The sequence below is a fragment of the Anabaena azotica FACHB-119 genome (assembly GCF_014697625.1).
GTDB classification, from domain to species: Bacteria; Cyanobacteriota; Cyanobacteriia; order Cyanobacteriales; family Nostocaceae; genus Trichormus; species Trichormus azoticus_A.
Window position 1 is genome coordinate 93,936 of the sequence record NZ_JACJSG010000004.1, and the last position, 24,929, is coordinate 118,864.

The 24,929-nt window shown below is 40.4% G+C and carries 28 protein-coding genes; 8 read left to right on the forward strand and 20 right to left on the reverse strand.

Features of this window, described 5'->3' with window-relative positions; genetic code table 11:
- Positions 1-81 precede the first annotated feature (81 nt).
- The 5 genes from hpsP to glmM all read right to left on the reverse strand — a co-directional run bounded on the left by hpsP (position 82) and on the right by glmM (position 7,762).
- Complete coding sequence (gene hpsP / locus H6G83_RS03965; protein ID WP_190467290.1) at positions 82-1,245, reverse strand: hormogonium polysaccharide biosynthesis glycosyltransferase HpsP; 1,164 nt, start codon at positions 1,243-1,245, stop codon at positions 82-84.
- A 356-nt stretch (positions 1,246-1,601) separates the two neighbouring features.
- Positions 1,602-2,777, reverse strand: coding sequence for a hormogonium polysaccharide biosynthesis glycosyltransferase HpsO (hpsO, locus tag H6G83_RS03970; protein WP_190467292.1), 1,176 nt, complete (start codon positions 2,775-2,777; stop codon positions 1,602-1,604).
- A 108-nt stretch (positions 2,778-2,885) separates the two neighbouring features.
- The gene (gene hpsN, locus H6G83_RS03975; RefSeq protein ID WP_190467294.1) at positions 2,886-3,881 is read right to left on the reverse strand and encodes a hormogonium polysaccharide biosynthesis glycosyltransferase HpsN; all 996 of its coding nucleotides are present in this window, start codon (positions 3,879-3,881) and stop codon (positions 2,886-2,888) included.
- A gap of 73 nt (positions 3,882-3,954) precedes the next feature.
- Positions 3,955-5,616: a hormogonium polysaccharide biosynthesis protein HpsL gene (gene hpsL, locus H6G83_RS03980; RefSeq protein WP_190467296.1), complete on the reverse strand. Its 1,662-nt coding sequence runs from the start codon at positions 5,614-5,616 to the stop codon at positions 3,955-3,957.
- Positions 5,617-6,289: 673 nt separating this feature from the next.
- On the reverse strand, positions 6,290-7,762 hold the full coding sequence (glmM, locus tag H6G83_RS03985; protein ID WP_190467298.1) for a phosphoglucosamine mutase: 1,473 nt from the start codon (positions 7,760-7,762) through the stop codon (positions 6,290-6,292).
- 702 nt (positions 7,763-8,464) lie between these two features.
- Here glmM and H6G83_RS03990 point away from each other — a divergent pair.
- Entirely contained in the window at positions 8,465-9,181 is a 717-nt protein-coding gene (locus H6G83_RS03990) for a biliverdin-producing heme oxygenase (protein ID WP_190467300.1), read from the forward strand.
- A gap of 361 nt (positions 9,182-9,542) precedes the next feature.
- Here the strand turns inward: H6G83_RS03990 and groL are convergent, their stop codons facing one another.
- On the reverse strand, positions 9,543-11,228 hold the full coding sequence (gene groL, locus H6G83_RS03995; RefSeq protein WP_190467302.1) for a chaperonin GroEL: 1,686 nt from the start codon (positions 11,226-11,228) through the stop codon (positions 9,543-9,545).
- Between the two features lie 158 nt (positions 11,229-11,386).
- Between groL and H6G83_RS04000 the strand changes: the two genes are divergently transcribed.
- The gene (locus tag H6G83_RS04000) at positions 11,387-12,496 is read left to right on the forward strand and encodes an MraY family glycosyltransferase (RefSeq protein ID WP_190467305.1); all 1,110 of its coding nucleotides are present in this window, start codon (positions 11,387-11,389) and stop codon (positions 12,494-12,496) included.
- 102 nt (positions 12,497-12,598) lie between these two features.
- Here the strand turns inward: H6G83_RS04000 and fabG are convergent, their stop codons facing one another.
- Positions 12,599-13,351 carry a 3-oxoacyl-[acyl-carrier-protein] reductase gene (fabG, locus tag H6G83_RS04005; RefSeq protein ID WP_190467307.1) on the reverse strand — a complete coding sequence of 251 codons (753 nt, stop codon included), beginning with the start codon at positions 13,349-13,351 and terminating at the stop codon, positions 12,599-12,601.
- A 225-nt stretch (positions 13,352-13,576) separates the two neighbouring features.
- Between fabG and trxA the strand changes: the two genes are divergently transcribed.
- From trxA to H6G83_RS04020, 3 genes are all read left to right on the forward strand, one after another.
- Entirely contained in the window at positions 13,577-13,894 is a 318-nt protein-coding gene (gene trxA / locus H6G83_RS04010) for a thioredoxin (RefSeq protein WP_190467310.1), read from the forward strand.
- 384 nt (positions 13,895-14,278) lie between these two features.
- Positions 14,279-14,701, forward strand: coding sequence for a hypothetical protein (locus H6G83_RS04015; RefSeq protein ID WP_190467313.1), 423 nt, complete (start codon positions 14,279-14,281; stop codon positions 14,699-14,701).
- 117 nt (positions 14,702-14,818) lie between these two features.
- The gene (locus tag H6G83_RS04020) at positions 14,819-15,391 is read left to right on the forward strand and encodes a Uma2 family endonuclease (protein WP_190467316.1); all 573 of its coding nucleotides are present in this window, start codon (positions 14,819-14,821) and stop codon (positions 15,389-15,391) included.
- A gap of 14 nt (positions 15,392-15,405) precedes the next feature.
- Here the strand turns inward: H6G83_RS04020 and H6G83_RS35790 are convergent, their stop codons facing one another.
- Positions 15,406-15,528, reverse strand: coding sequence for a hypothetical protein (locus H6G83_RS35790; RefSeq protein ID WP_277876277.1), 123 nt, complete (start codon positions 15,526-15,528; stop codon positions 15,406-15,408).
- Positions 15,529-15,780: 252 nt separating this feature from the next.
- On the opposite strand from H6G83_RS35790, the gene H6G83_RS04030 reads away from it, so the two are divergent.
- A complete protein-coding gene (locus H6G83_RS04030) occupies positions 15,781-16,254 on the forward strand; it encodes an NC domain-containing protein (protein WP_190467319.1) in 474 nt (157 codons plus the stop codon).
- A 6-nt stretch (positions 16,255-16,260) separates the two neighbouring features.
- Positions 16,261-16,722, forward strand: coding sequence for a hydrogenase maturation protease (locus H6G83_RS04035; protein WP_190467322.1), 462 nt, complete (start codon positions 16,261-16,263; stop codon positions 16,720-16,722).
- 82 nt (positions 16,723-16,804) lie between these two features.
- Here the strand turns inward: H6G83_RS04035 and H6G83_RS04040 are convergent, their stop codons facing one another.
- The 4 genes from H6G83_RS04040 to H6G83_RS04055 all read right to left on the reverse strand — a co-directional run bounded on the left by H6G83_RS04040 (position 16,805) and on the right by H6G83_RS04055 (position 19,782).
- On the reverse strand, positions 16,805-17,179 hold the full coding sequence (locus H6G83_RS04040) for a hypothetical protein (RefSeq protein WP_190467325.1): 375 nt from the start codon (positions 17,177-17,179) through the stop codon (positions 16,805-16,807).
- Positions 17,180-17,194: 15 nt separating this feature from the next.
- Positions 17,195-18,481 carry a nitroreductase family protein gene (locus H6G83_RS04045; RefSeq protein WP_190467329.1) on the reverse strand — a complete coding sequence of 429 codons (1,287 nt, stop codon included), beginning with the start codon at positions 18,479-18,481 and terminating at the stop codon, positions 17,195-17,197.
- Entirely contained in the window at positions 18,468-18,932 is a 465-nt protein-coding gene (locus tag H6G83_RS04050) for an ankyrin repeat domain-containing protein (RefSeq protein WP_190467332.1), read from the reverse strand. Before H6G83_RS04050 ends, H6G83_RS04045 begins: the two co-directional genes overlap by 14 nt.
- A 253-nt stretch (positions 18,933-19,185) precedes the next feature.
- Positions 19,186-19,782 (reverse strand): CBS domain-containing protein, encoded by a 597-nt coding sequence (locus H6G83_RS04055; protein WP_190467346.1) that lies wholly within the window; start codon positions 19,780-19,782, stop codon positions 19,186-19,188.
- A 707-nt stretch (positions 19,783-20,489) separates the two neighbouring features.
- Between H6G83_RS04055 and H6G83_RS04060 the strand changes: the two genes are divergently transcribed.
- Positions 20,490-20,699, forward strand: coding sequence for a TOBE domain-containing protein (locus H6G83_RS04060; protein ID WP_190467349.1), 210 nt, complete (start codon positions 20,490-20,492; stop codon positions 20,697-20,699).
- Positions 20,700-20,990: 291 nt separating this feature from the next.
- Here the strand turns inward: H6G83_RS04060 and H6G83_RS04065 are convergent, their stop codons facing one another.
- The 8 genes from H6G83_RS04065 to nifX form a co-directional block, all read right to left on the reverse strand.
- The gene (locus tag H6G83_RS04065; RefSeq protein ID WP_190467352.1) at positions 20,991-21,236 is read right to left on the reverse strand and encodes a FeoA family protein; all 246 of its coding nucleotides are present in this window, start codon (positions 21,234-21,236) and stop codon (positions 20,991-20,993) included.
- A 115-nt stretch (positions 21,237-21,351) separates the two neighbouring features.
- On the reverse strand, positions 21,352-21,651 hold the full coding sequence (locus tag H6G83_RS04070) for a 2Fe-2S iron-sulfur cluster-binding protein (RefSeq protein WP_190467355.1): 300 nt from the start codon (positions 21,649-21,651) through the stop codon (positions 21,352-21,354).
- Between the two features lie 285 nt (positions 21,652-21,936).
- The gene (locus tag H6G83_RS04075; protein ID WP_190467357.1) at positions 21,937-22,308 is read right to left on the reverse strand and encodes a HesB/IscA family protein; all 372 of its coding nucleotides are present in this window, start codon (positions 22,306-22,308) and stop codon (positions 21,937-21,939) included.
- A gap of 250 nt (positions 22,309-22,558) precedes the next feature.
- Positions 22,559-23,362 (reverse strand): HesA/MoeB/ThiF family protein, encoded by an 804-nt coding sequence (locus tag H6G83_RS04080; RefSeq protein ID WP_190467360.1) that lies wholly within the window; start codon positions 23,360-23,362, stop codon positions 22,559-22,561.
- Positions 23,363-23,372: 10 nt separating this feature from the next.
- The gene (nifW, locus tag H6G83_RS04085; protein WP_190467362.1) at positions 23,373-23,690 is read right to left on the reverse strand and encodes a nitrogenase-stabilizing/protective protein NifW; all 318 of its coding nucleotides are present in this window, start codon (positions 23,688-23,690) and stop codon (positions 23,373-23,375) included.
- Positions 23,687-23,902 carry a CCE_0567 family metalloprotein gene (locus H6G83_RS04090; RefSeq protein WP_190467366.1) on the reverse strand — a complete coding sequence of 72 codons (216 nt, stop codon included), beginning with the start codon at positions 23,900-23,902 and terminating at the stop codon, positions 23,687-23,689. Before H6G83_RS04090 ends, nifW begins: the two co-directional genes overlap by 4 nt.
- A 115-nt stretch (positions 23,903-24,017) precedes the next feature.
- Entirely contained in the window at positions 24,018-24,494 is a 477-nt protein-coding gene (locus H6G83_RS04095; protein ID WP_190467369.1) for a NifX-associated nitrogen fixation protein, read from the reverse strand.
- Positions 24,491-24,904 (reverse strand): nitrogen fixation protein NifX, encoded by a 414-nt coding sequence (gene nifX, locus H6G83_RS04100; protein WP_190467372.1) that lies wholly within the window; start codon positions 24,902-24,904, stop codon positions 24,491-24,493. Before nifX ends, H6G83_RS04095 begins: the two co-directional genes overlap by 4 nt.
- Positions 24,905-24,929: the final 25 nt, after the last annotated feature.

Consider the following 24,929-nt stretch of genomic DNA (forward strand, 5'->3'; position numbering starts at 1 on the left):
TTTGATTTCTCCCCCTTCCCTACGAGGGAAGGGGGCTGGGGGGTTAGGTCTGACGTTGACTTTTCCACATAACGTGAAAAGTTAGATTGTTTGGTAGGCTTGGAGCATTTGCCCGGCGATCGCATCCCAGCTAAAATTTTCTAAGGCGTAATTTTGGGCATTTAACCCCCGACGCTTGCATTCTTGGGGGTTTTGCAATGCTTGTTGTAATAATTCCACTAGTGACTCCACCTCTGTTGTCCCCACCCAGCCAGACTCACTATCACGCACTTGTTCCCAGATATGTACTTGGTCGGAAATAACTACAGGTACACCCGCAACCATTGCTTCGGCTACCGCAATCCCGAAGTTTTCGTAATATGAAGGTAGGACGAATAAATCAGCAGCTTGGAGTAAACTAACTTTTAATTCCCCTGTGACAAAGCCTGTAATGGTACTGTGCGATCGCAGTGATGAATTAGCCATCTGGTCTTTTATTTTTTGTTCAAAATCTGGGTCTTGGGGGTTGGTTCCCGCTAAGACAAAATGAAAGTTATTACCAGATACTAATAGTTTTTCTAAAGCAGGTATTAATAAGTTTAACCCCTTTTTCGGCTCAATTCGCGACATAAATAATATCAATGGTACACCTTGAGGTATTCCCAACTGACTCAGCACTGTATTCTCTACTTTTTTTTGCTGAGGAATTACACCCAAAGGTATCACTAAATCCCTTGTAGTTACGCCAAATCTTGCTGATATTTTAGCTTCTTGTTCGCTAGTAAAATGAATAGCTGTTGCACCAGCTAAATTACGCCGTTCAATAATTTCTACATACAGTTTTTTTAATTGCTTTTTCTTCTGTAAATCAGCCGGGTCAAGAGTACCCAAGGGTCGTAAAATATAAGGCAATTTTTTTTGCCGACATACAGTAGCAGCCGCACTACTTACAGGCGAAAATAAAGCATGAATATGAGCTATATCATACTCGTGAGCGTGAATATTTAACCATTTGAGTAAATCTAAAGAAAACTTATAACGCCGGAATGGCGAACAGCGAAAATAAATTATTTCATAACCATCTTGTTTAATAGGAACATTCAACGGTACATCTAAAGGTTTTTGACCACTATCACCATTACTATCAGTTGTAATCACTGTCACTTCTGCACCTGCTTTAGCTAACGCAGGCGCTAACCCTAAAACCATTTGACTAGGGCCGCCATAAACCAGAGAAATTGAGGGAACAATTTGTAAAATTTTCATTTTTCTAAATAGAGAGACTTAATAAAATATAAGTTTGTAGTAAGGACTTTAGTCCTTTAAAACTCAGCAACAGAGCGATAATTCGCTCTCTGGGTTCTCTACGAGACGCTTACGCGAACACTACGAACAACAACTCATCTTATACCAATTCTCTGTAACGATGCACTTAATAAAATGTTCTTCCTTTGCTCCTTTGCGCCTCTGCGTGAGGTTAATAATCTACAGTATTAAGTGCAGCATTATGGAGAAATGGTATTACATTTAATTATGTCTACCTACTTAAAAATATTAAAACTCTGTGTCTCTGTGTTTAATTATTTCACCACAGAGACACAGAGGCACAGAGGAAACTTAATCTAAGTATTCACTAATTCTTGATAAAAATCATATTGTTGCTTGGCTACAGCTTTATTTGTATATTTAACCATAGCTTTTTGATAACCCTTTGCACCCAGTTCTTGAGTTAGATTTGGTTTTTCCATTAGTTGGAATAAGCAATTTGCTAATGCTTGCACATCACCTTCAGGAAAGACTAAACCAGCATCCCCAATTACATGAGGTATTTCGCCAGAATTAGAACCAATTACTGGTACTCTGCAAGCCATAGCCTCGATTAATACATGACCAAATTGTTCTTTCCAACCTACAGAAGTTAAAGTTTTAAATTTATAAGTTGTTTCTGAAGGTAATAACAAAGTAGTCATTACATTAATGTAATTAGCGACTTCGTTATGTGGTACACTTTCTACCAAAATCACCCTATCTTGGATATTATTTTCTGAGGCAACTTTAACTATTTCCTCTTGTAATGAACCTCGACCTAATAATAATAGTTTCCAGGGTTTATCAAGTGGTAATTTAGTTAATGCCTGCAAAAGTGTCAGTAAACCTTTTTCTGGCACAAATCGCCCAACGAAGCCAATAACAAATTCACCCGGTTGAATACCCAACTTAGCAGCTAATTCCGGTTGTGGTTGAGGTGTAAATAAAGTTTCATCCACACCCAACTGTGGCATAACTTTAATTGGGCCTTTATATCCCCGTTGTTTTAAAATTTCTGCCCCATCTTGATTACCGGAAATAATACCGTGGCTGTTACTAAGGTTAAACTTTTCTAATAGAGCAATTGGTAATTTTAACTCGTAAGGTAAATTCCACCAAGTAAAAAAGACATTTTTTGCCTTAAGCCCTAATAGTTGATTTAAAACAATTAACTGGGTATATGCAAGTCCTCTAGACCCTTGTTCTACTTGTATTACTTCGGGGCGAAACTCACGTAATAATGAGATTAAATCAGCCCCAAATGTGAGTAGACCTTGGTGGTTTTGACTAAAATTGGTAACTGGAACTATTTTAAATGCACCTTCATCCCGATACTGGGTTGCAATAATTTTATTCTGCACACCCCCAGGTTTCCAAGTTTTAGGGACTACAACTGTAACTTCAATCCCTGGTTCTAGTTGAGATAAAGCACGGAGTTTTTCGCAGTTCAGGTCTACGATATAAGTATGACTGGCAACTAAAATTCTCATAAATATTTGTTTAGTTGTTAGTTGTAAGGCAGTGCGTTGGGCGGGTCTCCCGACTTAAAGCAACTGCCGAACCCGTAGGGTCAGTTGTCAGTTGTCAATGGCTAATGACTAATGACTCTTGACTAATGACTCTTGATCGAGATGAGTGTAAATTTGACCATCATTCCAAGGTGACTGGATGACGGTTCCTAAAGCTTTGAGAAAACCTAATGTATAGAATACTGCACGGCTGAGAATTTTGGCAGGAGAACCGCTTTTGTGACAAGGGGGACGACCCAGGACATGACAATCAAATAAGCGGGCGTATAAGCGTAGGGCTTGGCTAACGTTGAGGTTTTTCAATCCCAGGAGGAAATGATTGTGGTAGAAGGTGAATTGATATTGGAGCGATCGCGTACTAATATCATGACAACCCCCTGTTTCTTCACCTAAGTGAATTAAATCTGCCTCTGGGTCATACCAAATTTTATACCCTGTCCGCCGAAACCTCAGACAAAAATCTGATTCTTCACGCACTGCACTTCCACCAAATCTTTCATCAAACCTCAGTCCGTGTTTGGTAAAAATCTCTCGCCGAAAAGACATATTACAACCCCTAGCAGTCAACACTTGCTGGGGTTTAATCGTATGTACTAAGTCGATATGATACCAAGCAATTCCCGGATCCATTGCTTCTGGCGGTAAATATTCAATCTCTAAATTTCCCCCAGAATCACCTAATTTCATTCTGTCAAATACGCGACCTGCAACAGCCCCCACCTCTGGATTTTGGATGTAATTTTTAGCATGGGCTGCTAAAAAACCAGGTTTTAACTTGACATCATCATCAATAAATAAAATTATTTCCCCAGATGAACGCCTGATAGCATAGTTACGTGCGCCTGGTAAACTCGCCCAATTTAAGCGAAACCATTTAATCTTCCCGGCGGTTGCGACTTCTTCTAAGTAAGCTTGAATTTCTGGCTTGTGTGTTGGCGACTGGTCTACCACCAAAACTTCATAGTTGGGATAATCCTGATTCAAAACATCTACAATGCTATCCTTTAGGGGTTCTTCTCTTCCGTAGGTTGGTATCACTACGGTAATCAAAGGCAAATTACTCATATAAATTTACTACCTAGTTAAAATTAGCTTGCTCAGATTGCCATATTTATCTTGCACCTACTGAGAGTGTAGTTTATAAAAATTTTAGTTGTAGTCCTTTTTTCTGATTTTTTTGTGGACTATCAGCATTTTCTCTCTCTTGTTTATCTATGTCTGGTAATTTAAACAATATCCCCGCAAAAAACCAGTAGTACACGGCTACCGGGTCAACATCTAGAGGATAGTAATAAGTGTTATAACTAATGAACAATATAAACACCCATAAAGCAGCCGCATAAGTACGGAAATTACGGTTCTTGATGGAGCGATACGTTTTAAAAGCCGCCACTGTAATTGTAGTCACCAAGGCGAGAAAACCCAGTGTGCCAACTATGCCCACTTCATACAAAAGTTTGGGGTAATAAGTTTCTATCAACCTTGTGGAACCCAAAGTCCGGGCAGAGTTAGTCGCCCGACCCAAGCCATTGCCTAAAATGTTATTTGAACTTCCCAAGGAGTCTTCAAATTGCTGAACAATAAAGTCTTGGGGTGGCGAAGCTTCCCAACGACTAGAAAAACTATTTATCCGTTCCTGAACAACCGCAGGGTTACTAGCCATAGCAATTCCTAATAAGAAAGCTAACCCCACACCGATAGGAATGAAACGTTTTAAGTTACCGATTTGACCTGTGAGTACAAGTAAAATCACAAAGCAAACGGGTACTAATGCTAAAGCAATTCTTTGTCCAGATATAACTGCATTAATAAATATGCCAGCCATAGAACCTAGACTGATCAACCGCCAAATTATTGAAGGATCAGAGAAACCTGTAGCAAAAGCCAAAAAAGTGCTAGAAATTAAAAACCATGCCCACTGCCAAGGGGCAACAAAGGTTCCTGGTAATCTAATCATTCCCTCATCAGGGCTGTAAACTAAAGCACCACCAAAGTAACATCTTGCTTCCAATGTTGCCTTAAATAAGGCATCTCCTGTAGCATTTCTAGTACCTTCACATATCCCAATTCGCAGTAAAAGAAACTGCACAATACCTAATGCACAACATACGAGTATGAGGACTACTTGTAGGCGCGATATGAAGAGAAAGTCTTTTTTATCCTTCATGAGGTAATAGACACAAGCTATCAAAGGCAAATAACCTATAAGTACTTTTAATCCCAAAATTCCCATCCCTAAAGGTATTTCATTAGGTGCTTGTTTAAATGGGCCAAGATCAGGAGGGCTGAATTGTTGTGCGCCATTCACAAATAACAAGGTCAAAAGACACACACCTAATAAGATAAAGAATGGTGTTCTAATAGCTGGGGGAAAAATTAAAGGTAGTTTTTGCCGACGACAAGCTTGCCAAATGGCAATTAGCGCTGGAATGTAAAAAGCATCTTTTGCTAATTGTAAAATTGGGCTGTTACCAATGTAGTAAGTGATGGTTCCGCCAAAAGGTACATATACTAAAAACGCTATCAATCCCATAAGGGGATATTTGTAAGAAAGGGACATGACAATAATCCCTAAAACAACGGGAACTGCGGTTTTAATACCAACTACCAAAAACGCTAAAAGCCCCGCAAAGAGGCTAACAACGGTGACAGTAGTCAGTGTGCTGATGAGTTCTTTACGTGCTTTAGTAGCTTTACGTTTTTGGGCTAGCTGTTCTTTGATACTCAGGCTAGGGGTTTCGACCTGTGACTGCTTTGCTGATTTTTTAGAGCGTTTGGATTTAGATTTTGTTACTGCCATAGGTGCATTTTAATTTATCTGCGTTCATCTTCTAGATCGGCGGTTATTTGATTCTTTTTTTCAGATTTAGATATGGATCAATATTTAGCAATAGATTTAGGGTGGGTGATGCCTAACCAACATATACTTTTTTATTTCTGCTCATATATTAATTAATATTTACTACGCGGAAGCTTTGAGATCAGACGTTTCTAACCTTTTTGATTTCTCGCTATATATAATAGTTGGGTTTATTTATTCCTATAAAGTTAACAAGTAAATATTATCACGTTAGTAAAAACCCTAGTGTTTGACTAGGGTTTTTACGAAAGAATTGCAATAAATTGATGAATTTGTCAAAATTAAGACTTAACAGTACCTGAGTTCGACCAGCGTTGTTTTGACCTCACCCCCAACCCCTCTCCTACGAGGAGAGGGGAGTAAGAGGGTGATTTTTTCGTTTCTCCTCCCTCTCCTCGTAGGAGCGAAAAGTCTCTGGCGAGGCTTCCTCCGTTCAGAACTTTTCTAGAGAGAGGGAGGTTGGGAGGGAGAGGTTCATCGAACTTACGTTAACAGTGAACAGTTATCAGTTAAATACATTGGTGAAACACGAATTGGGGGAAGGCGTAAAGTGACGCTTGTTTATCCCCACGATACGCCCTGGCTGACTGATAACTGATAACTGATAACTGATTTAAGCAGCTAGGTGTTGCTGTACTTGGGCGACTAATTCATTTGTCCAGTGGTTAGCTAGTTCAGCGTTAGCCGCTTCTACCATGACTCTAATAACTGGTTCTGTACCAGAAGCCCGGACTAAGATTCTACCAGCATCACCCATTGCTGTTTGGGCAAGGGCGATCGCTTGTTGTACTGGTTGGCAATTTTGCCAGTTCAAACGGCGATCGCGGTCTACCACGCGCACGTTCCGCAACAATTGGGGATAGGTCTGGAAGCTTTGGTCTACCAGTTGGGCTAGGGAAACTCCAGTCTGTTTGACCAGACTTGCCAAATGCAATGCTGTTAACAAACCATCGCCAGTCATACCATAGTAACGGCAGAGAATGTGACCTGATTGTTCACCCCCCAGCATTCCCCCAGTTTTCACCATCTCTGCTTGCACGTATTGATCACCCACGGCGGTGCGAATTAATTTACCACCCTGTTGTTGCCAAGCCCTCTCAAAACCTAAGTTTGCCATGACTGTAGAAACAATCAAGTTATCTGGCAGTTGGTTTTGTTGTTTGAGATGCTGTCCCCAGAGGTAGAGGATGTAGTCGCCATTTACAGGACGACCAGTGGAGTCTACAGCCAAAACGCGATCGGCATCGCCATCAAAGGCAAAACCTACATCGGCGTGATGTTCCCTGACAGCAGCTTCCAGCATTTCTAGGTGGGTAGAACCGCAGTTGACGTTGATGCGATCGCCATCTGCGGCATTATGCAGGCAAATAACTTCCGCCCCCATTTCCTGAAATATTGCTGGTGCTAACCCCACGGCTGCACCCCAAGCTAAATCCAGCACAATCTTCATCCCCTGGAGATTCACACCACCTTGCAGGGGTTGTTTCAAAGCCTCGCCATAATCTCTCACCAACTCCAGTCGTGAGTAATGCCTTCCGCAATTACCCACATTACCAGCAACAGAAAGATTTCCCCGCAAACCAGCTTCAATTTCTGTCTGTAACGCCTGCGCCAACTTGCCACCAGTAGCCCCGAAAATTTTAATCCCGTTATCTTCTGGGGGGTTATGGCTAGCAGAAATCATCACGCCACCGATGGCTTCACTAACGCTGGTGAGATAAGCCACGCAAGGAGTAGGACATAACCCCAAATACCAAACTTCTAAACCAGCCGCCGTCAACCCCGCACTCAAAGCCATCGCCAACATATCGCTAGAGTTGCGGGAATCTTGTCCCAGGATGACAGGGCCTAATTGACTAGCATGGCTACGTAAAACTACGCCAGCCCAATAACCAATTTGTAAAGCTAAAGGCGCAGTCAGTAATTCCCCTACCTTGCCGCGAATACCATCTGTACCAAATAAAGGCGTGGCAGGTAAAGAGATTGTACTGGGCGCGAAACAGCCCTCAAATACCTTTCCTAAACCTTTAGATTCAGTTGCAACTTCTCGGATATAGCTTTGAGTTCTTGTTATAGATGAAACCATAATTTTCCACACTCCACACTTCACACTAAAAATTTTTAATTTAACGTCAGTTCGATAAATTGCCAGTGCTGATTACTGATTAAGAGAACGCTAGCCTCAATCCTCAGATATCAGCCTTCTTTATACTCCTACCTCGAATGACACAGCCAAGCAAGTCACTTAAGAAAGAAGTAGCCTTTACCTCTATCGATGAACTCACGCCACTTTACACTTTATTCACAAACTATGGGTAAATACTTTTCGATTTAGTTTAATGATATTTTTTTCTTTTATTAAAGAAATTTAAATTAACTTAATTCAGTATTTTTACGGAGGAGAAACTATGATGTTGTCAACATTTCATAAAGATTTTATGACTGGATTTTGATGCCCTTCAGTTTAACCCTTGACTTTCATAGTCGCCAGTGGCAATTAAGAAAATTCATTAAAGCCTCATAAAAATCAAGGTTTTTGTATTATTGAAGCAGGAAAAAGTTAAGAAATATTTCATGGTTGAGCAGTTGACGCAGTTGATGATTACCGCTAATTGCGATTAAGACTTGGCATACTTTGTAACTTAACAAAAGTATAGATTGCGGTTACTTAAAAAATATTAATATAAATTCTCATCAAATAGTTCTAATGTTACGTTTTAGTGGCATTTTTTAGCCGTCCGTAATTTAAAACTCCGGTAGTTGACCTTTTAAAGTTGAGATATTTAGTATGAGCAGCAATTTAGCAAGCAAACTGCGTGTTGGTACAAAAAAAGCCCACACAATGGCAGAAAATGTAGGTTTTGTCAAATGCTTTTTAAAAGGGGTAGTAGAAAAAAGCTCTTACCGGAAGCTAGTGGCTAACTTCTACTACGTATATTCAGCGATGGAAGAAGAGATGGAAAAACATAGCCAGCATCCCATCGTTTCTAAAATCAACTTTTCCCAACTGAACCGCAAGCATAGCTTAGAACAAGACCTGAGTTATTATTATGGCGCTAACTGGCGCGACCAAATCAAACTGTCACCAGCAGGAGAAGCTTACGTACAACGCATCCGCGAAATATCAGCTACCGAACCAGAATTGTTGATTGCTCACTCTTACACCCGTTACTTAGGTGATTTATCCGGGGGACAAATCCTCAAAAATATTGCTGTGACAGCAATGAATTTGAATGAAGGGGAAGGAACCGCCTTTTATGAGTTCGCAGATATTACCGATGAGAAAGCTTTTAAAGCTAAATACCGTCAAACTTTGGATGAATTGCCAATTGACGATGCTACAGGCGATCGCATTGTTGAGGAAGCCAACGCCGCTTTTGGTATGAACATGAAAATGTTCCAAGAACTAGAAGGCAACTTAATCAAGGCGATCGGAATGATGCTGTATAACACCTTGACCCGCAAACGCACACGCGGCAGCACAGAACTAGTTACTGCTGAGTAGTATCAATTCAAAATTCAAAATTCAAAATTCAAAAATTAAGGGATTTTGGATAATTAGAAAGGGGCAGCCTCTTTGGGTTCACCTGCAAAGCAGCAGGCGATCGCGGAGAGGATGCCCCTAACGTTTTGGGGATTGGGGATTGGGGATTGGGTAGAAAATGCTTCCCCTACTCCCGGTTGCTGAGCGCAGTCGTACCACTCCGTGGAAGCGGTAGCTAGCGGAGCGTCTGTTTACGACACGCTATCGCGTACTCCAAAGGAGAAGCGTCCCGTAGGGAACGCAGAGAAGCACATCTCCCAATCCCCTCTTGGGAGGGGCTAGGGGCTAGGGGTGGGTCTGTCCCCTGTCACCTGTTCCCTATTTAGAACATACCCATGCCGCCCATACCGCCCATGCCGCCCATACCGCCCATGCCGCCCATGCCAGGATCAGCAGGAACAGCAGGTTTTTTCTCTGGTTTTTCCACAACGATCGCTTCGGTGGTGAGAACTAAACCAGCGATGGAAGCGGCGTTTTGCAATGCAGAACGGACAACCTTAGCGGGGTCGATAATACCAGCTGCAATAAGGTCTTCAAATTCTCCGGTAGCAGCGTTGTAACCTACGTTAAAATCGCTGTCTTTCACTCTAGAGACGATAACGGAACCTTCTGCACCAGCATTATCGGCAATTTGGCGTAAGGGTGCTTCTAAAGCCCGTTTAACGATATCAGCGCCGATTTTTTCTTCTTCATCAAAATTAGCCTTAATCGCGTCTACTTTGCTAGCTAAGTAAATTAAGGTTTTGCCACCGCCGGGAACGATACCTTCAGCTACAGCAGCTTTGGTCGCGTTGAGTGCGTCTTCAATTCGCAGTTTGCGGTCTTTGAGTTCGGTTTCGGTAGCCGCACCGACTTTAATTACTGCTACACCGCCAGCTAACTTGGCAATGCGTTCTTGTAATTTTTCTTTGTCGTATTCGGAATCAGTTTCTTCCAATTGTTTGCGAATTTGACCAATGCGTTTTTGAATTTCGGGCTTGGTGGTAGTACCTGCAACAATTGTGGTGTTTTCCTTATCAATTGTGATTGTCCGCGCCGTACCTAAAGCTTCGATGGAAGCTGTATCTAGGCTTAAGCCGATTTCTTCAGAAATTAGCTGACCATCTGTCAGAATGGCGATATCTTGTAATAACGCTTTGCGGCGTTCGCCAAATCCAGGGGCTTTAATTGCCGCTACGGAAAGTACACCCCTGGCTTTGTTCACCACTAAGGTTGCTAAGGCATCACCTTCTACATCTTCAGCAACTATGAGTAGGGGTTGACCCAAACGAGCTACTTTTTCCAGAACGGGTACTAATTCTTGGATGCTGTTAATTTTTTTGTCGGTAATGAGAATCCGGGCATTTTCCAATTCCACCGTTTGACGTTCGTTGTTGGTGATGAAGTAGGGGGAAATGTAGCCTCGGTCGATCTGCATCCCTTCTACCACGTCTAGTTCGGTGGTGAGGGATTTGGATTCTTCGACGGTGATTACACCGTCTTTGGTGACTCTTTCCACCGCTTGAGCAATCATGTTACCAACTTCTTCATCGTTACCAGCTGAAACAGTGGCAACTTGAGCGATGCCTGCGGCGGGCGATGCCAACGCACTGCCTTCTACTGGTTTGGCTACCTTGGCAATTTCTTCTACCAAAGCCTCAGTAGTTTTATCAATACCACGCTTCAAGCTCACGGGGTTACTACCAGCCGCGACGTTCTTCAAACCTTCTTTAATTAAAGCTTGTACCAAAACAGTCGCAGTGGTTGTACCATCACCAGCAACATCTTTGGTTTTTGATGCTACTTCTTGAATTAATCTAGCACCAGTATTTTCTAAAGGATCTTCTAATTCAATTTCTTTAGCGACAGTGATACCATCATTAACAATTTGGGGTGTGCCGTATTTTTTTTCTAAAAGCACGTTACGACCCTTTGGCCCCAAAGTGATTTTCACTGCATCAGCCAGGGCGTTGACACCCCGCTCTAAAGCACGCCGTGAATCTTCATCAAATGAAATAATTTTTGCCATGTTTCTTTTCTCTTGCGCTTCCATTAGACAATTTAGCACTCACAGGCGCAGAGTGCTAAACACATTAAAAACTCAAACCGGATGTGGAAAGAAAAAAAATTGATTAATATACACTTGATGCTCATGTGGAACAGTAGCAGTGATGGTGAAATCGGGAGATGAATATCTACAACTCCCTTAAATATATAGGCATTGCTGACCCTAGCGGCTCCGGCTGGTTGGCAGTAGTATTTACGTTTATGTTGGCTTGGCTAGTAACGTGGCGTTTAATTCCCACGGTACGTCAATTCGCCTTGCGGGTGGGTTGGGCTGACCAACCGAACGCCCGACGGCTCAACCCTGAACCGTTGCCAAATGCAGGGGGTTTAGCCATTTACGCGGGAGTAATCGCCGCATTGGTGTTAGCTAGCCTTTTGCGACCCATCGAACTGCAAAGCGTTTTAGCTCAAGTATTGACTATTTTACTAGGGGGTTCAATCCTAGTCTTGGTCGGGTTTATTGATGATCAGTTCGGATTACCCCCCTCTGTAAGATTGTGCGCGCAAATTGTCACGGCACTATTACTAGTAGCTAATGGCATCAGTGTTGATGTAAAATTTGGCACACCAATCGATTCCATCCTCTCAATGTTGCTAACTGTGCTGTGGGTGGTAGGTATCACCAACGCCGTCAACTTAATGGATGGGATGGATGGATTAGCAGGAGGAATTAGTTTCATCACTGCCATGAGTTTGTTAGGAGTATCCGCCCAATTTCCCAATCGGGCGGCTGCTACTCTAGTTTTGGCAGCCTTGGGAGGTGCAGCTTTAGGCTTTTTGCGTCATAACTTCCACCCCTCAAGGATTATTATGGGTGATGCTGGAGCATACTTTTTTGGTTATGTATTAGCGGCAACCAGTATTCTCGGTAGTCTACAACGCAATACTATATATGCTCTTAGCCCCACGGTTTTGTTTCTGTTGTTGCCAGTGCTAGATACTACCCAAGTGTTTATCAAACGGCTACTGGCAGGTAAAAATCCCTTAAGTACCCCTGGAAAAGACCATTTACACCACCGTTTACTCGCTTGGGGATTTTCTCAACGCCGTGCCGCATTTACCTTGTGGTCAATCACTTTAGGTTGCAATGTACTAGCGATGAGAGTCCAAGGCATGAGCTTGATGGTGATAGTTACCACAGCCACTAGTATCATTCTTCTGCTCGGCTTTACAGTTTGGCAAAGAATTAGAACAGGGAATAGGGTACAGGGTACAGGGGACAGGGAATAGGGTACAGGGGACAGGGGACAGTGGACAGTGAACAGTGAACAGTGGAGATAACCCGATAACTGATAACTGATAACTGACAACTGTCAACTGTCAACTGCCCCCTTACATCACCATGCCGCCATCGACATTAAAGACTTGTCCGGTAATATAGGCGGCGGCTGGGTCGGCGGCGAGGAAGCGCACCATTCCCGCGATTTCCTCTGGTTGTCCGTAGCGACCTAATGGAATGAATTGCAAAATATCGTCGGCTTTCAGGTTGCTGGTCATGTCTGTGGCAATGAAACCAGGGGCCACGGCGTTAACGGTAATGCCACGAGAGGATAGTTCTTTGGCAACTGTCTTGGTAAAGCCAATTACGCCAGCTTTAGCAGCACTGTAATTTGCTTGACCAGGATTACCCATTTGTCCGGCGACGGAGGCAATATTGATAATTCGACCAGAACGCTGCTTGAGCATCAGCTTACTGACGAGGCGAGTACATAAAAATACACCAGTTAAATTTAGGTCAATTACAGCCTGCCAGTCTTCTGGCTTCATCCTCAATAGAAGGTTGTCGCGGGTAATCCCGGCATTATTCACTAAAATATCGATGCGTTTGAATTTATCAACAACAGTGTTGATGAAATTGTCCACTTGATCTGCTTTGGACACGTCGGCTTGTAGGGCGATCGCTTCACCACCAGCATTGGTAATTTCTGCTACTACGTTATCAGCAGCAGTGCTAGAACTAGCATAATTGACGACGACGGTAGCGCCATAATTAGCTAATTCTAAGGCGATCGCTCGTCCAATTCCTCGTGAAGCACCTGTAACAACGGCTACTTGTCCTCGTAAATTTTCAGTTAACACAGCCATAAAACATTCCTCAAGCTTTTAAATTCCCGCGCTAATTATCTTATGGCGATTTGTACCTAAAACAGTCATTAGTCAGTTGTCAGTTGTTAGTTGTCAAGTTATGTGAACTATTCACTGTCAACTGTTCACTGCCCTTAGCAACAATAAAAATAAAATAATGTTACACCGTTTTCAGAAATCAGACATTAATATTAAATTCAAACAATAAAAAATGGTGTGTGTCACATGACTACTAAAAAACAATTCAACAGCTTTGAAGAAATGCTGTCTGGTTCTGATTTGCCTGTTTTAGTAGACTTTTATGCTGATTGGTGTGGCCCTTGTCAGATGATGGCGACAATTTTACAGCAAGTAAATACTCAACTTAAAGACCGCATCCGCATCGTCAAAATCGACACTGAGAAATACACAGAATTAGCCACCCAGTATCAAATTGCCGCTTTACCAACACTGGTATTGTTCAAACAAGGTCAGCCAGTTGAGCGCATCGAAGGCGTAGTACAAGCACCGCAGTTAGTCCAACATCTGCAAAGTTTACTTTAATTATTATTAAGTTGGAGATGTAAATTTTTGCATCTCCGACTTAATAGTATTTAACTAACTTTAGGATCACTTATCTTTTAGTTCACCCCTTCCTTCCTACTCATGTTACAAAATCTCGTAAAATCAAATATCTTAATTCCTCTCATCAAACTCTATGTAAATATATAGCAGGGGACAGGTGACAGGTGACAGGTGACAGCTTCAAAAGCTGCTTAATATAAGGGTTTTTTATAATTTACCTATGTCCTAACCTATGTGGCTACTGCTATAACTGTTTAACTATTTACCTAAAAGTCGTAGTGTAACACACTAAAACTACTAGAAACTGTAAGCTAGGCTTGGCTTAATGCACTTCAACAAAACTGAAATATATTAGGTAAGCCTGTGTCTGATTTAGAACTACACAAATATCTGCCCAAACTTCCCGAAGAAGCACTACAAGAATTTACAGAATGGTGTGTTATAGAGCAATCAAGAGCCGCAGGTATAGAATTTGTACCCGACAGAACTAAGTTAGAAAAGTTAATTCCTAATGAATATATCTGGCAAATTATAGACCAGTTCATGAAAGTCAAACCAGATCCAATCAAAGCAGGGTTAGTATCAGCAATGGCGGGACAGGAAGCTGATAGTCATGGTTTGATTGGTTCAGCAGTCATGGTGGATTTTGTCGCCCTTTATGTGAAGTATTTAATTCCCGAAAATGGCAATACACCAGAAGAAGCCAAACAGTTAATTATTGAAGCAGGGCTTCAGCAGTATGAAAAGCTTTCTGAACTTGCTGACAAATATAACGTAAAGTTCTAATTATTAAAACTCCCTAACTTCTGAAAGAAGGCGGGGAGTTACGTATCATCAAAGATTGGTGTATACTAATATAGACAACTACATCACAATAGAGTCATCCTATCCTCATAAGTAACTATGACTCAACTTAAAAATCAACTCACCTTAGAAGAATTTTTTGCGCTCCCCGAAGGAGAAGTGATCTACGAACTAATTAACGCAGAAGCTGTTGCCAAATTTAAAAACAGTGAAATGTCGCCAAAATTTTTTCATAGTTCCATCACAGGTGCATTATTTATACTATTGTCTGCTTGGGCGCAAGGTAAGGGGCGAGTTGTCATTGAGTGGGGTATTAAACTCACAAGACATCAACAAGATTGGGTTGCTGTAGCAGATTTAGTTTATATTTCTTATGACAATCTTTCTGCTGATTGGTTAAAAGATGAGGCTTGTCCTGTTCCCCCTGAATTAGTGATTGAAATTATTTCTCCTGGGCAAACTTTTGGGGAGATGATAGAAAAAGCTACTGATTATCTCAAGGCTCAAGTTAAGAGAGTTTGGGTTATTGACTCTAGAGCAAAAACTGTGACTATTTTTTATCCAGATGCTACGCCGCAAACCAAACGTGGTCAAGATAGGTTAGAAGATTCTCTATTTTTAGGACTACAAATTACACCTGAGCAAATCTTTCAACAGGCGGGGATTATTTAGGCGATCGCACTCTATCATCCCTCTTCCATTATTTGTTTCATTGCTTCAATATTAGTAGTAAACTTTAATTCGCCATTCTTTTCTTCTTGCTTGGTTTCTTTGTAGTTATTATATATTTCCTCTCGGCGTTCTTCCATAACATACTGCTGTAGTAACAATTGAATTTCTTCTTTTTCTTAAAACGAAAGCGTTTTGATAGCTTCGACTACATCACTAAAGCTCATAGCTCATTGTAATTGATATACTTACTCGATAAATCTAACACAATGTATAGTTTTTCAACTCAGGGCTAGGTTGGGTCTCATTCAACCCAACATACAACTATTTTTATCTACCCAAAGTGATTAAAGCGGTATATAATTAATAACTCTAAAAATATTACATTACTTATGCTTAGTATTTACAGTATACCCATTAACTCTACATTGGGCATTGCACGCCATTATTATCTAAGTGAAGACGGTAATTTTAATAATTCTGTGGGTTGGGGGCCAGCCGGAGTCGAGTGGAAGGGAAAAGTTGACTTAACAGAAGAAGAACTGAAGCGTGTCAACGAATATACTGATAAATTTGGAGTTTACAATATTCACTTTAATAACTGTGAAATGTTTGCTTGGTATGTTAAAACTGGTAAGCGGTACTCTGGTCAGACAGAGGAAATAAGGATCACTAAATTTGGTGCAGCTTTAGTATCTCTTGTACAGCCTGTTCATACTGTTCGTAGTATTAAATATTTGGAGATAGAAAAAGCTATCATTACTAATCTACAAGCTAATTTAGATGAAGTAAAGCGAAGTAAACTTTTAGCAGAACAAGCAGCAAGAGATGATTTTTGGAAACGTCGAGATGCGGGTTTATCATAAATAAAAATGCTCACTATTATCGGTTGTGGAAATCTTAATCGCAGTGACGATGCTGTAGGTGTAATTATCGTACAACGCCTACAAAAATATCTAGCCGAAAATCCCCACCCAAATGTGCAAGTCTACGACTGCGGAACCGCAGGGATGGAGGTAATGTTTCAAGCTAGAGGTAGTACAAAATTAGTGATTATTGATGCAAGTTCCACTGGTGCGGAACCTGGCGCAGTTTTTCAGGTTCCTGGTGAAGAATTAGCAGCTTTACCGGAACCTAGTTATAACTTACATGATTTTCGTTGGGATCATGCGTTAGCCGCCGGGAAGAAAATCTTTCAAGATGATTTTCCGCAAGATGTGACAGTTTATTTAATTGAAGCAGCTAATCTTGATTTTGGACTAGAATTAAGTCCTGTTGTTCAACAAGCTGCTGATTTAGTGTTTGAGAAAGCTGTAGAAATAATTTGTAATTAGGGACTGGGGACTGGGGACTGGGGACTGGGTAAATTTCTTCTCCCTCATCTCCCTCATCTCCCCCATCTCCCCCATCTCCCAGTCAAGCCATATCTCGATACACAGAAAGTTCATCTACCCTCATCTCAAAAGGTACACCTTCGCTTTCTGGGGGACAGACGCGAATTTTGGCGCTGCTGACGATTTGATTGATTAATTTACCCATTGGTACGAGTTTTTGCAATACCCGCCAGTTGGTGACTTGATCTGGACATTCGATTACCAAAGTCATGGCGTTGGCTTGGGTTGTCACATACCATCTGCAATTAGAGAGGAGATTTTGTAAAGTGCGATCGCACCCTTCATAAAAGTATTTACTCAAAGAATACTCTAATTGCTGTCTCAACATAATATCAGCCGAAGTTGGCTGCATAGGATGGGAATCATCACCACTAAAAGAAAATCTTTGCCGACTCATCTGTTACAATCCTACTTAGATTCCAATTGCCATTGCATAAAGCACATCTTTAGTTGTTTGTAAGAATTGTTGGGTTTCATCATCATAAAAAGCACCAATGCCACTACATTGAATGCCTATATAATTACTAACCAAATAAATTCTTTGCCCTAAAAAACCAGCCAACTGCATTGCAGTTTGATAACTGGTGTATTCGGACACAAAAAAGAAAACCACAGCACAATCTCTTGCTAGTGCTTGATTCACACACAAGTAACCAGTTTGTTCACAAAAGTTACCTGTTTTAATCAAATTCACGCCTTTATATAACCCTGATATCATTCCCTCAACTCGATGTACCACCGAGTAGAGTTCTATCTCCTCATACTGTTTTGTTGGGATTGGCTGTTGTAGTAGTTGCAAGACATATAAATAATGTTCTTGCGAAATCAACTCTTTCCGGAAACACCTAATCGAGCGTCTGTTCCAGATAGTTTGGTAGAATTTATCCTGCTCAAAATTAAACTTAGGCTGTTTTAATTTTTGCTGGCGACTTGGTTGCACAGCCGTCGCTTGATAGCTATCCTCTATAAATTGATTAGCTTCAAAATAATCTGTGCCGCAAACAAAAGGAACTTTCAGTCTTAATTTTCTAACTTGCTTTTCCTGAAGTTCACCAGATATCGCACAACCAGTAATAAACTCTTTATTCTCAAAACCTAAATCTGTATTGAGAGTGAGTTTATCAAAATCAAAAATTAGCTGAATATTTCGCTCATGCAGATATGCTGAAGCAGCAACAGCACCTAAATGGTGTCCGCTATCTAGCAAGCAATATCTCAAGCTCCTTTGTTTATATTTCCAGCTAGACCTATAATAAACAGAACTAACTAAAAAAATGAATCCATTTATACTTTTTCCTGGTATAATATAACTCTCTAAACCATCATCAATTAATTCATAAATGAGAGTTAGACAATTATTCTCAACTTCTAAATGATATATCCCATCTACTATTTCCGACATTCCGCGAATCTGTACATATATCTCAGTAGGGTACAGTGCGCCTGCTGAAGGATTTACCCTGAGTTTGTAGGAATCACTGTTATATACCTTCTCAAAAGTAACAGCACTGGTTAACCAGATAAAAGAGTGAATGGGATTATTGAGATTTAATTTCACTCGGCGATAGAACTTGGGATAAACTTTAAATGCCGATGGTTGAGTTGACGCATCTACATAATTTGGCTCAACCTGCACCGACAAGTATGAATGCTTAGTGGCATTATGATAGGCTTTACCGAAAACATCACTTTGTGGCATTTTTCAGCAACTTTAAAACTTCTACATTACTAGCGAAATCTATAGCCTGAAAATCATCCAAATTTTTTAAATATAGGTTAGGATGATATTGTAGAAGTAACTTTACTACTTCTGTTTTTCCTGCCGATGCGGCATACATTAAAACAGTCGCACCGTTATCATTTTGGTTGTTAATATCAATTTTTGCTGCTAGTAGTAGATGAATTAAATCGTAGTGGTTCCCAAAACAAGCAAACCACAAAGCGTTGTTATTGTCGTTGTTTCTAGCGTTAACATCCGCACCTAAATTAATCAATTCCTTGACGACATCATTCACACCTTCTCTTGTAGCTTTCATCAAAGCAGTATCGCCATTTTCCCCAAGCTGATTTAAGTCATCAGGATTGTATCCTTTTTGTAGCAACCATTCTCTAGTGGTAACACTCAAATCCGATTTACTGTTCTCTTTCATAATTAACTCTTGATAAGGCTTGTAGTAAGGACTTTAGTCCTTAAATAAGAACTAAAGTTCTTACTACGAACTTAATTAATAATGCAAAACTGTTACTCTGCAACAATATTGCAAAGCAAATATAATGGTGGGTTTGTCCCACCATTAATAAAAACAAGGCTATATAAGTCTATTGGTTAGAGTTGTAAAACCCTAGTCTAAATAGCACCAAGATTACAGGATGACAGAAATTACTATCATCCCTTACCTTTTCCTAACCAACTGCTACTAACTCTGGCTTATCAGCAAATAGCTCTCTAGCAGATTTATCTGGTTTTGGTAAGCCATAAAAGCAGGCTTCCGTTTCTAGTTCATCTACTAAATCCCAAGCCTCAACCGCTCTTTTAGAATCTGCGCCAAAGTTAGCAGAAATTGCCCGCGCATCGGAGATAGCTTTGTGCAATTCTTTCCGTAAAAAGGTTAGTTTTGGTTTAGCAATAAAGTCACCTTTGCTAACAATATCAGTAATAGAGATTACACCCATTAATTCACCGCGAATTACAGGCGCACACCACAAATTATTGTTTGACAATAAACGAGCTACATACTCTACATCAAGGTCAGGATCGACGGTGATGCAGGGTTTGCTCATAATTTCATAGACACGTACATTGTCTGAATCTTTTCCATAAGCAATAACTTTGCCTGCGATATCAGCCACAGTGACAATACCATAAGCATCAGCACTATGACGAGGTTCGACAATCAAAGCACGCAGTCCTTTGAGCCTCATTAGTCTGACCGCTTCAGCTACACTAGCGGAGCCGCGAATTGTAGCTACATCTTGAGTCATAATTTGTTTGGCTCTCATAATTACTGCTCCTTATGTTTGCAAGGAAATTATTTCTAAACTGCTGTAATTCTTCCCAAACAGCTTTTGCATAGCTTGCGTATTTATCTCAAAATACGCCAACTAAAAAACGTTTAAGGTAATTAAACACACCTATTAATAAGTATTAAACTTATTACACGCCTTAATAAATCTGGTGATTTTTGTCTGAATATTTACGCAGCATTCCGAGAGTATCATCTTGAAGATATGTGACCTTCTACCCAATTTTTGAGTTTGACCATTATTAAGGTAGGAATGTCTGAGATAACCCTGTAGTCGCTTTTTGTTGAGTTGAGGTTCACTAGCAACAATTTAGCTTACTTATATATTATCACTCTGAGCGCTTGGGAACATGAATGTTTATAACAATCACCATATACATTGATTAAAAGCACTTAAAAATTACTACAAAAGCAATTATTTTGACAATTTTATTGTATGATGATTCACTGTTTTTACTAGAAAATCAGGCTGTGATTATCTAACATCTTTCCTTATAGATGTCAATTATAAAATTATAATATAGCGTTTCAATAGCTACCTGACTACTTAGAGAAATTAAGTAACCATATGTTTGAATGTTTAATTTATATCTAGCGAAATAATTAAAACAATCTAAAGGGGTGATTTGATTTACTGTAAAGATTGGTATTCTATCAGGTGTAAATAGCTAGATACCTTAAGATATGGAAGTTAGCGCTCGTAATTTCTTAAAAACCACTGTTAAAAAAGTAGTTCCTGGTGCAATTAATACAGAGGTAACTTTAGAACTAGCCCCAGGGGTAGAGATAGTTTCGATTATCACAAAATCATCAGCAGACAAGTTAGAACTTTCTGAGGGTAAGCAAGCTTACGCTTTAATTAAGTCTTCAGATGTGATAATTGCTATTGATTAAAAAACACTGAAGAAGTAAATTAGCTTGATTTGATAAATAGAGACATTTTCAGATAATGTCTCTATTTATTAAGGATTAATAATTGTTATTTGCTGTATAATAGAAAAGCAAATTAAAAATCAAGTTTAAAGGTTATTTATAAAGTAAATATTAAGTAGGGTGTGTTACAGCTATTTCAGGATTTGAGCGTTGGCGAAATTAAGAATTAGCCGTAACGCACCAGCAAATACAGTGCGTTAAATCAGCGCTTAATGCACCCGGCAATTTAAGGTTTACTTTATAAATCATCTCTTAAAGCAGACGAACGTAGATAGAGCGAGCTAGTGCTTTATCTATTTCTAATAAGATAGTACCTACTGTAATGATTAAAGAAGGAAAATCTTGTTGTACAGAAATCATTACTCCTGTTGTTAAACCGAGTGAATTAAGTTTTTTGAGAATATTTTTGTCTTGAATATTGCAGAACTTGACTAGAGCGCGATCGCCAACTTTCAGCAACTCCAAAGAACTGCTAGTTACAGTGAAGGGAGAATACATTTGTAATGTCCAGTTCCAACGCAAAACTATAAAAAATCAGGATGATATATATTATTCATCCTGATGTAAGCTTTACTTTTCAAAAGCTGTAAATAGTAGCGACTACAGCAATTGATTAAGCGAGATATGGTTCTTGGTGAGTCTTAATTGTGCAGTTGGAGCGGGGGTAGGTGACGCAAAGTAAAGCGAAGCCTTTAGCAATCTGTTCATCATCTAAAAAGATTTGCTCAGATTGGTCGATTTCACCTTCAACAACTTTGCCTACACAGCTAGAGCAAGAACCAGAATGGCAAGAAAAAGGTAACTCAATACCTTGTTCTTCTGCACCGTCTACAATTGTAGTATCTTCATCAATTTCAATTGTAGTGTCGAGGTCTTCTTTCTTGTTGATTAATCTAACTTGATAAGTAGCCATTTTCCGATTCTCCTCAATTTATAGGATGCGATTGATTTCTCGAAGTTACTCCCTGAAATATTCGAGAAGCGATGCAAAAGTGGACATTGCAATTGATGAGAAGCAAGTATCCATTTTGTTTACAGGAAGACTTTTTATCATGTCTGGTTAAACACCGATATTCTCTGTGGAGTTGGTAATAGGTAATGGGTAATGGGTAATATAAAAAACAATTACCTATTACCTATTACCCATTACCACCTTAGACGAAGCATATCGTCAGTAATTAACCAGACTTGATATTATTTAGCTACAAGGTACACCTTCGGGAGAACAGTCACCTGCTTTGAAAGACTTTCCACAACCGCAAGTGCTGGTTGCATTGGGGTTAGAGAACTTAAAGCCACTTTCTACAACCCCTTCTACAAAATCGATGACAATTCCTTCCAACAAAGGAGCGCTTTTCGCATCGACGTAAACCAATACACTACCTTGTTGAATTACCAAATCATCTGGTTGCGGCTGGCTGGTGACATCCATTGTATACTCATAGCCACTGCAACCACCATCTTTGACAGATACGCGAATACCTTTAGTAGTTTCTTCGCCATCTTTAGCCGAACCTCGAAGGAAGGCTCTTAGACGAAATTCAGCCTTTTCTGTTAAAGTAACGGTCATCAAATCTCCTGATTAGTAGCGAATAGTTGTTGTGTTTTCAGGTGTGGGTATTTGTAGTGATGAGCAAAGCCATGTCTCCTGACACGCTACCTTGCATCTACACAATCAGTAATTTGATTGGTTGAGCGAATACAAGTAGTAACAATTCAAAATTCAAAATTCAAAATTAAGAGGATGAAATAAAATCTTCTTAATTACGAATTACGAATTACGAATTGATAAAGCCATCACCTGCTAGATTGTATTTGTATTAGCTATGTGTGCAATTGCTGCTGGTTTCCATTGAATTGGATTGTCCATATCTCCAAGGTGCATTATTACCGCAGACTGGACAAGCGCGATCGCGGTATGATTTACGCTTGGCAAACTCCATCCGATTCAAGTCAATGGTGAGTAATTGCGACAATAGCGGTTGACTAAAGCCAGTGATCAACTTAATTGCTTCCAACGCCGTCAGACAAGCTAACGTCCCAGAGACAGCGCCGAGAACAGAAAAGCCGCGTCTATCCCACTCCGGTTTTTCCGGGAAGATACAAGACAAACAAGGAGTCACACCAGGAATAATCGTTGTCAGGTAAGCCTCCATCCCATCCATCGCCGCTTCCACCATTGGTTTCCGCCAGCGCACACAAGCTGCATTGAGCAAATCACGCTCAGTAAAATTGTGAGCGCAATCTAGCGCCATATCCGCAGATTGTACCAATGAATCTACATTTTCCGGGGTCACATAGTCATGAATTGTTTCTATCTGGATATCAGGATTGATAGCTTGTAGGGTTTCTTTCGCCTTGAATACCCTTGGCTTACCTACCCAATCATCAGTCATCAAAATCTGACGATTCATATCATCCAGACGCAAATCACCGCCCCGGACGAGGATTAGTCGCCCAACGCCCGCTACTGCTAGGTAAAGCGCCGCCGTACCGCCTAATCCCCCCACACCTGTCACCAAAACCGTTGCTGACTTCAGACGTTTTTGTGCTGCTTCGCCAAAATTAGGGAGCATCATTTGGCGGCTATAACGTTCTAACTCGGTAGGCGTTAGGTTGATCACTTTATACCTCCTAATCAGACGAGAGTTCTGTTAGCGTGATTACATTTTTTGGCTTATCCTTAAACACCTTGAACAGCTTTTGTTCTTGCGGTGATGACTCTACAAATACTTGATAAGCTGATTGCAAAGCTAATGAATATTGGTTTAACTTTTCTTGATCACTTAACTCTGGATGATTAGTATCAATTTCGCTGATAAGTTGCGAGAACTTTTTCAAAATATGCAAACGATTAACATTGACAATTTTTACATCGTAGGGAAGTTCAAAGAATTTTAAAAATTCTTCTGCATCTACGAGTTTTTTAAATTCTTCTAAACTCTTAGTCATTTCGCATTCTCCAATTGCTTTAACTCTTGTTTGAGTTCATCTAGCTGACGATATATCTCATAAGTTGCGGCTGCAACTTCCATGATTTTTGTGTAATCTGTGGGCAAACCTTCTGCTAAGTCGTGCAAATCCATTTTCATTTGTCCGGCTTTGCTGTTGAGGCGTTTGATTTTGGTTTTGATTTCCTCTATGGTTGTTTGTTCTATTTGCATGGTGTGAAATGGTTTATAAATGCCTCACGCAAAGGCGCAAAGGCGCAAAAGGAAAGAAGGAACTCTCCACTTTCCTCTGCGAAAACCTCCGCGCCCCTCTGCGTTTAAAAACCTCTTACAACTTGCTCACTTCTCGATAGCGTTTGGCTAAGTCGAGTCCTTTTTCAACAAACTTTTCGCCTTCTTCCGCTAGTTTTTCTAAGGAGTCGAAGCCAAAGCGATGTGCATCTCTTAAGGTTTTGACGGTGAGTAATAAACGACCAGAAAAGACTAACGCCCAACCGAAACCTTCGTGGCTTAAGTCAATGACAACTTGAGAAATTAAGCCTGTTTCTTGTTCAATTCTGGCGGCTACAGCACGAAAGAAGGACATAATTCGCGCTTGAGTTACGGGGTCAACTTCGCCTTCAATCGAAATTTCCCGTTTCTTCTGTTTGGAAACTACAAACGCTTTGAGGAGTAAATCATCAGACCAACTACGATATACTCCGTAAGCATCTTGTCCACGAATTTGTAGGACTAATGTTTTCAGAAATGGAGAGGTAGAAACAACACTAGCAGCAGTGCCGTTTAAATTATTTTCGGTTGTCATACTGTTGCTTCATCTTCAAGTTCATCAGCAAAATTTCTGGTTTTTGGTTGCAATGCTTTCCGCAACCAAGGTGGAGGATTACCTTTGAGAGTTTCCACTAATTTATTCAGGAGTTCGCTGATTTTTTCTTCTTCGGAACGCGCCTTTACAGGAGTGACACCTTTTTTGATTAATTTAGCAGCAGCAGTTCCACCAATAGCAACTACATAAACAATCGCACAATCAGCTAATGCAGCAAGTTTTGGTGCAACTTTATCCTCGTTACCATCTTCTTTGAGGTCGCCTTCAAAGTTCAAGGTTTCTAAGAATTGATATCCGTTTTCGTCAATTTCGTAGACATCAATTTCTTTTGCAGAACCGAAGTGCGAGTTAATATGAACTCGGTCACTAGTTGTAAAGGCTATTTTCATTCTGATTACTCCTTGGGGATTGGTA

Excerpts from the sequence above, each read along its gene's own strand:
- hpsP (WP_190467290.1), bottom strand. The coding sequence starts at position 1,245 with ATGAAAATTTTACAAATTGTTCCCTCAATTTCTCTGGTTTATGGCGGC.
- hpsO (WP_190467292.1), bottom strand. The coding sequence starts at position 2,777 with ATGAGAATTTTAGTTGCCAGTCATACTTATATCGTAGACCTGAACTGC.
- hpsN (WP_190467294.1), bottom strand. The coding sequence starts at position 3,881 with ATGAGTAATTTGCCTTTGATTACCGTAGTGATACCAACCTACGGAAGA.
- hpsL (WP_190467296.1), bottom strand. The coding sequence starts at position 5,616 with ATGGCAGTAACAAAATCTAAATCCAAACGCTCTAAAAAATCAGCAAAG.
- glmM (WP_190467298.1), bottom strand. The coding sequence starts at position 7,762 with ATGGTTTCATCTATAACAAGAACTCAAAGCTATATCCGAGAAGTTGCA.
- H6G83_RS03990 (WP_190467300.1), top strand. The coding sequence starts at position 8,465 with ATGAGCAGCAATTTAGCAAGCAAACTGCGTGTTGGTACAAAAAAAGCC.
- groL (WP_190467302.1), bottom strand. The coding sequence starts at position 11,228 with ATGGCAAAAATTATTTCATTTGATGAAGATTCACGGCGTGCTTTAGAG.
- H6G83_RS04000 (WP_190467305.1), top strand. The coding sequence starts at position 11,387 with ATGAATATCTACAACTCCCTTAAATATATAGGCATTGCTGACCCTAGC.
- fabG (WP_190467307.1), bottom strand. The coding sequence starts at position 13,351 with ATGGCTGTGTTAACTGAAAATTTACGAGGACAAGTAGCCGTTGTTACA.
- trxA (WP_190467310.1), top strand. The coding sequence starts at position 13,577 with ATGACTACTAAAAAACAATTCAACAGCTTTGAAGAAATGCTGTCTGGT.
- H6G83_RS04020 (WP_190467316.1), top strand. The coding sequence starts at position 14,819 with ATGACTCAACTTAAAAATCAACTCACCTTAGAAGAATTTTTTGCGCTC.
- H6G83_RS35790 (WP_277876277.1), bottom strand. The coding sequence starts at position 15,528 with ATGGAAGAACGCCGAGAGGAAATATATAATAACTACAAAGAAACCAAG.
- H6G83_RS04030 (WP_190467319.1), top strand. The coding sequence starts at position 15,781 with ATGCTTAGTATTTACAGTATACCCATTAACTCTACATTGGGCATTGCA.
- H6G83_RS04035 (WP_190467322.1), top strand. The coding sequence starts at position 16,261 with ATGCTCACTATTATCGGTTGTGGAAATCTTAATCGCAGTGACGATGCT.
- H6G83_RS04040 (WP_190467325.1), bottom strand. The coding sequence starts at position 17,179 with ATGAGTCGGCAAAGATTTTCTTTTAGTGGTGATGATTCCCATCCTATG.
- H6G83_RS04045 (WP_190467329.1), bottom strand. The coding sequence starts at position 18,481 with ATGCCACAAAGTGATGTTTTCGGTAAAGCCTATCATAATGCCACTAAG.
- H6G83_RS04050 (WP_190467332.1), bottom strand. The coding sequence starts at position 18,932 with ATGAAAGAGAACAGTAAATCGGATTTGAGTGTTACCACTAGAGAATGG.
- H6G83_RS04055 (WP_190467346.1), bottom strand. The coding sequence starts at position 19,782 with ATGAGAGCCAAACAAATTATGACTCAAGATGTAGCTACAATTCGCGGC.
- H6G83_RS04060 (WP_190467349.1), top strand. The coding sequence starts at position 20,490 with ATGGAAGTTAGCGCTCGTAATTTCTTAAAAACCACTGTTAAAAAAGTA.
- H6G83_RS04065 (WP_190467352.1), bottom strand. The coding sequence starts at position 21,236 with ATGTATTCTCCCTTCACTGTAACTAGCAGTTCTTTGGAGTTGCTGAAA.
- H6G83_RS04070 (WP_190467355.1), bottom strand. The coding sequence starts at position 21,651 with ATGGCTACTTATCAAGTTAGATTAATCAACAAGAAAGAAGACCTCGAC.
- H6G83_RS04075 (WP_190467357.1), bottom strand. The coding sequence starts at position 22,308 with ATGACCGTTACTTTAACAGAAAAGGCTGAATTTCGTCTAAGAGCCTTC.
- nifW (WP_190467362.1), bottom strand. The coding sequence starts at position 23,690 with ATGACTAAGAGTTTAGAAGAATTTAAAAAACTCGTAGATGCAGAAGAA.
- H6G83_RS04090 (WP_190467366.1), bottom strand. The coding sequence starts at position 23,902 with ATGCAAATAGAACAAACAACCATAGAGGAAATCAAAACCAAAATCAAA.
- H6G83_RS04095 (WP_190467369.1), bottom strand. The coding sequence starts at position 24,494 with ATGACAACCGAAAATAATTTAAACGGCACTGCTGCTAGTGTTGTTTCT.
- nifX (WP_190467372.1), bottom strand. The coding sequence starts at position 24,904 with ATGAAAATAGCCTTTACAACTAGTGACCGAGTTCATATTAACTCGCAC.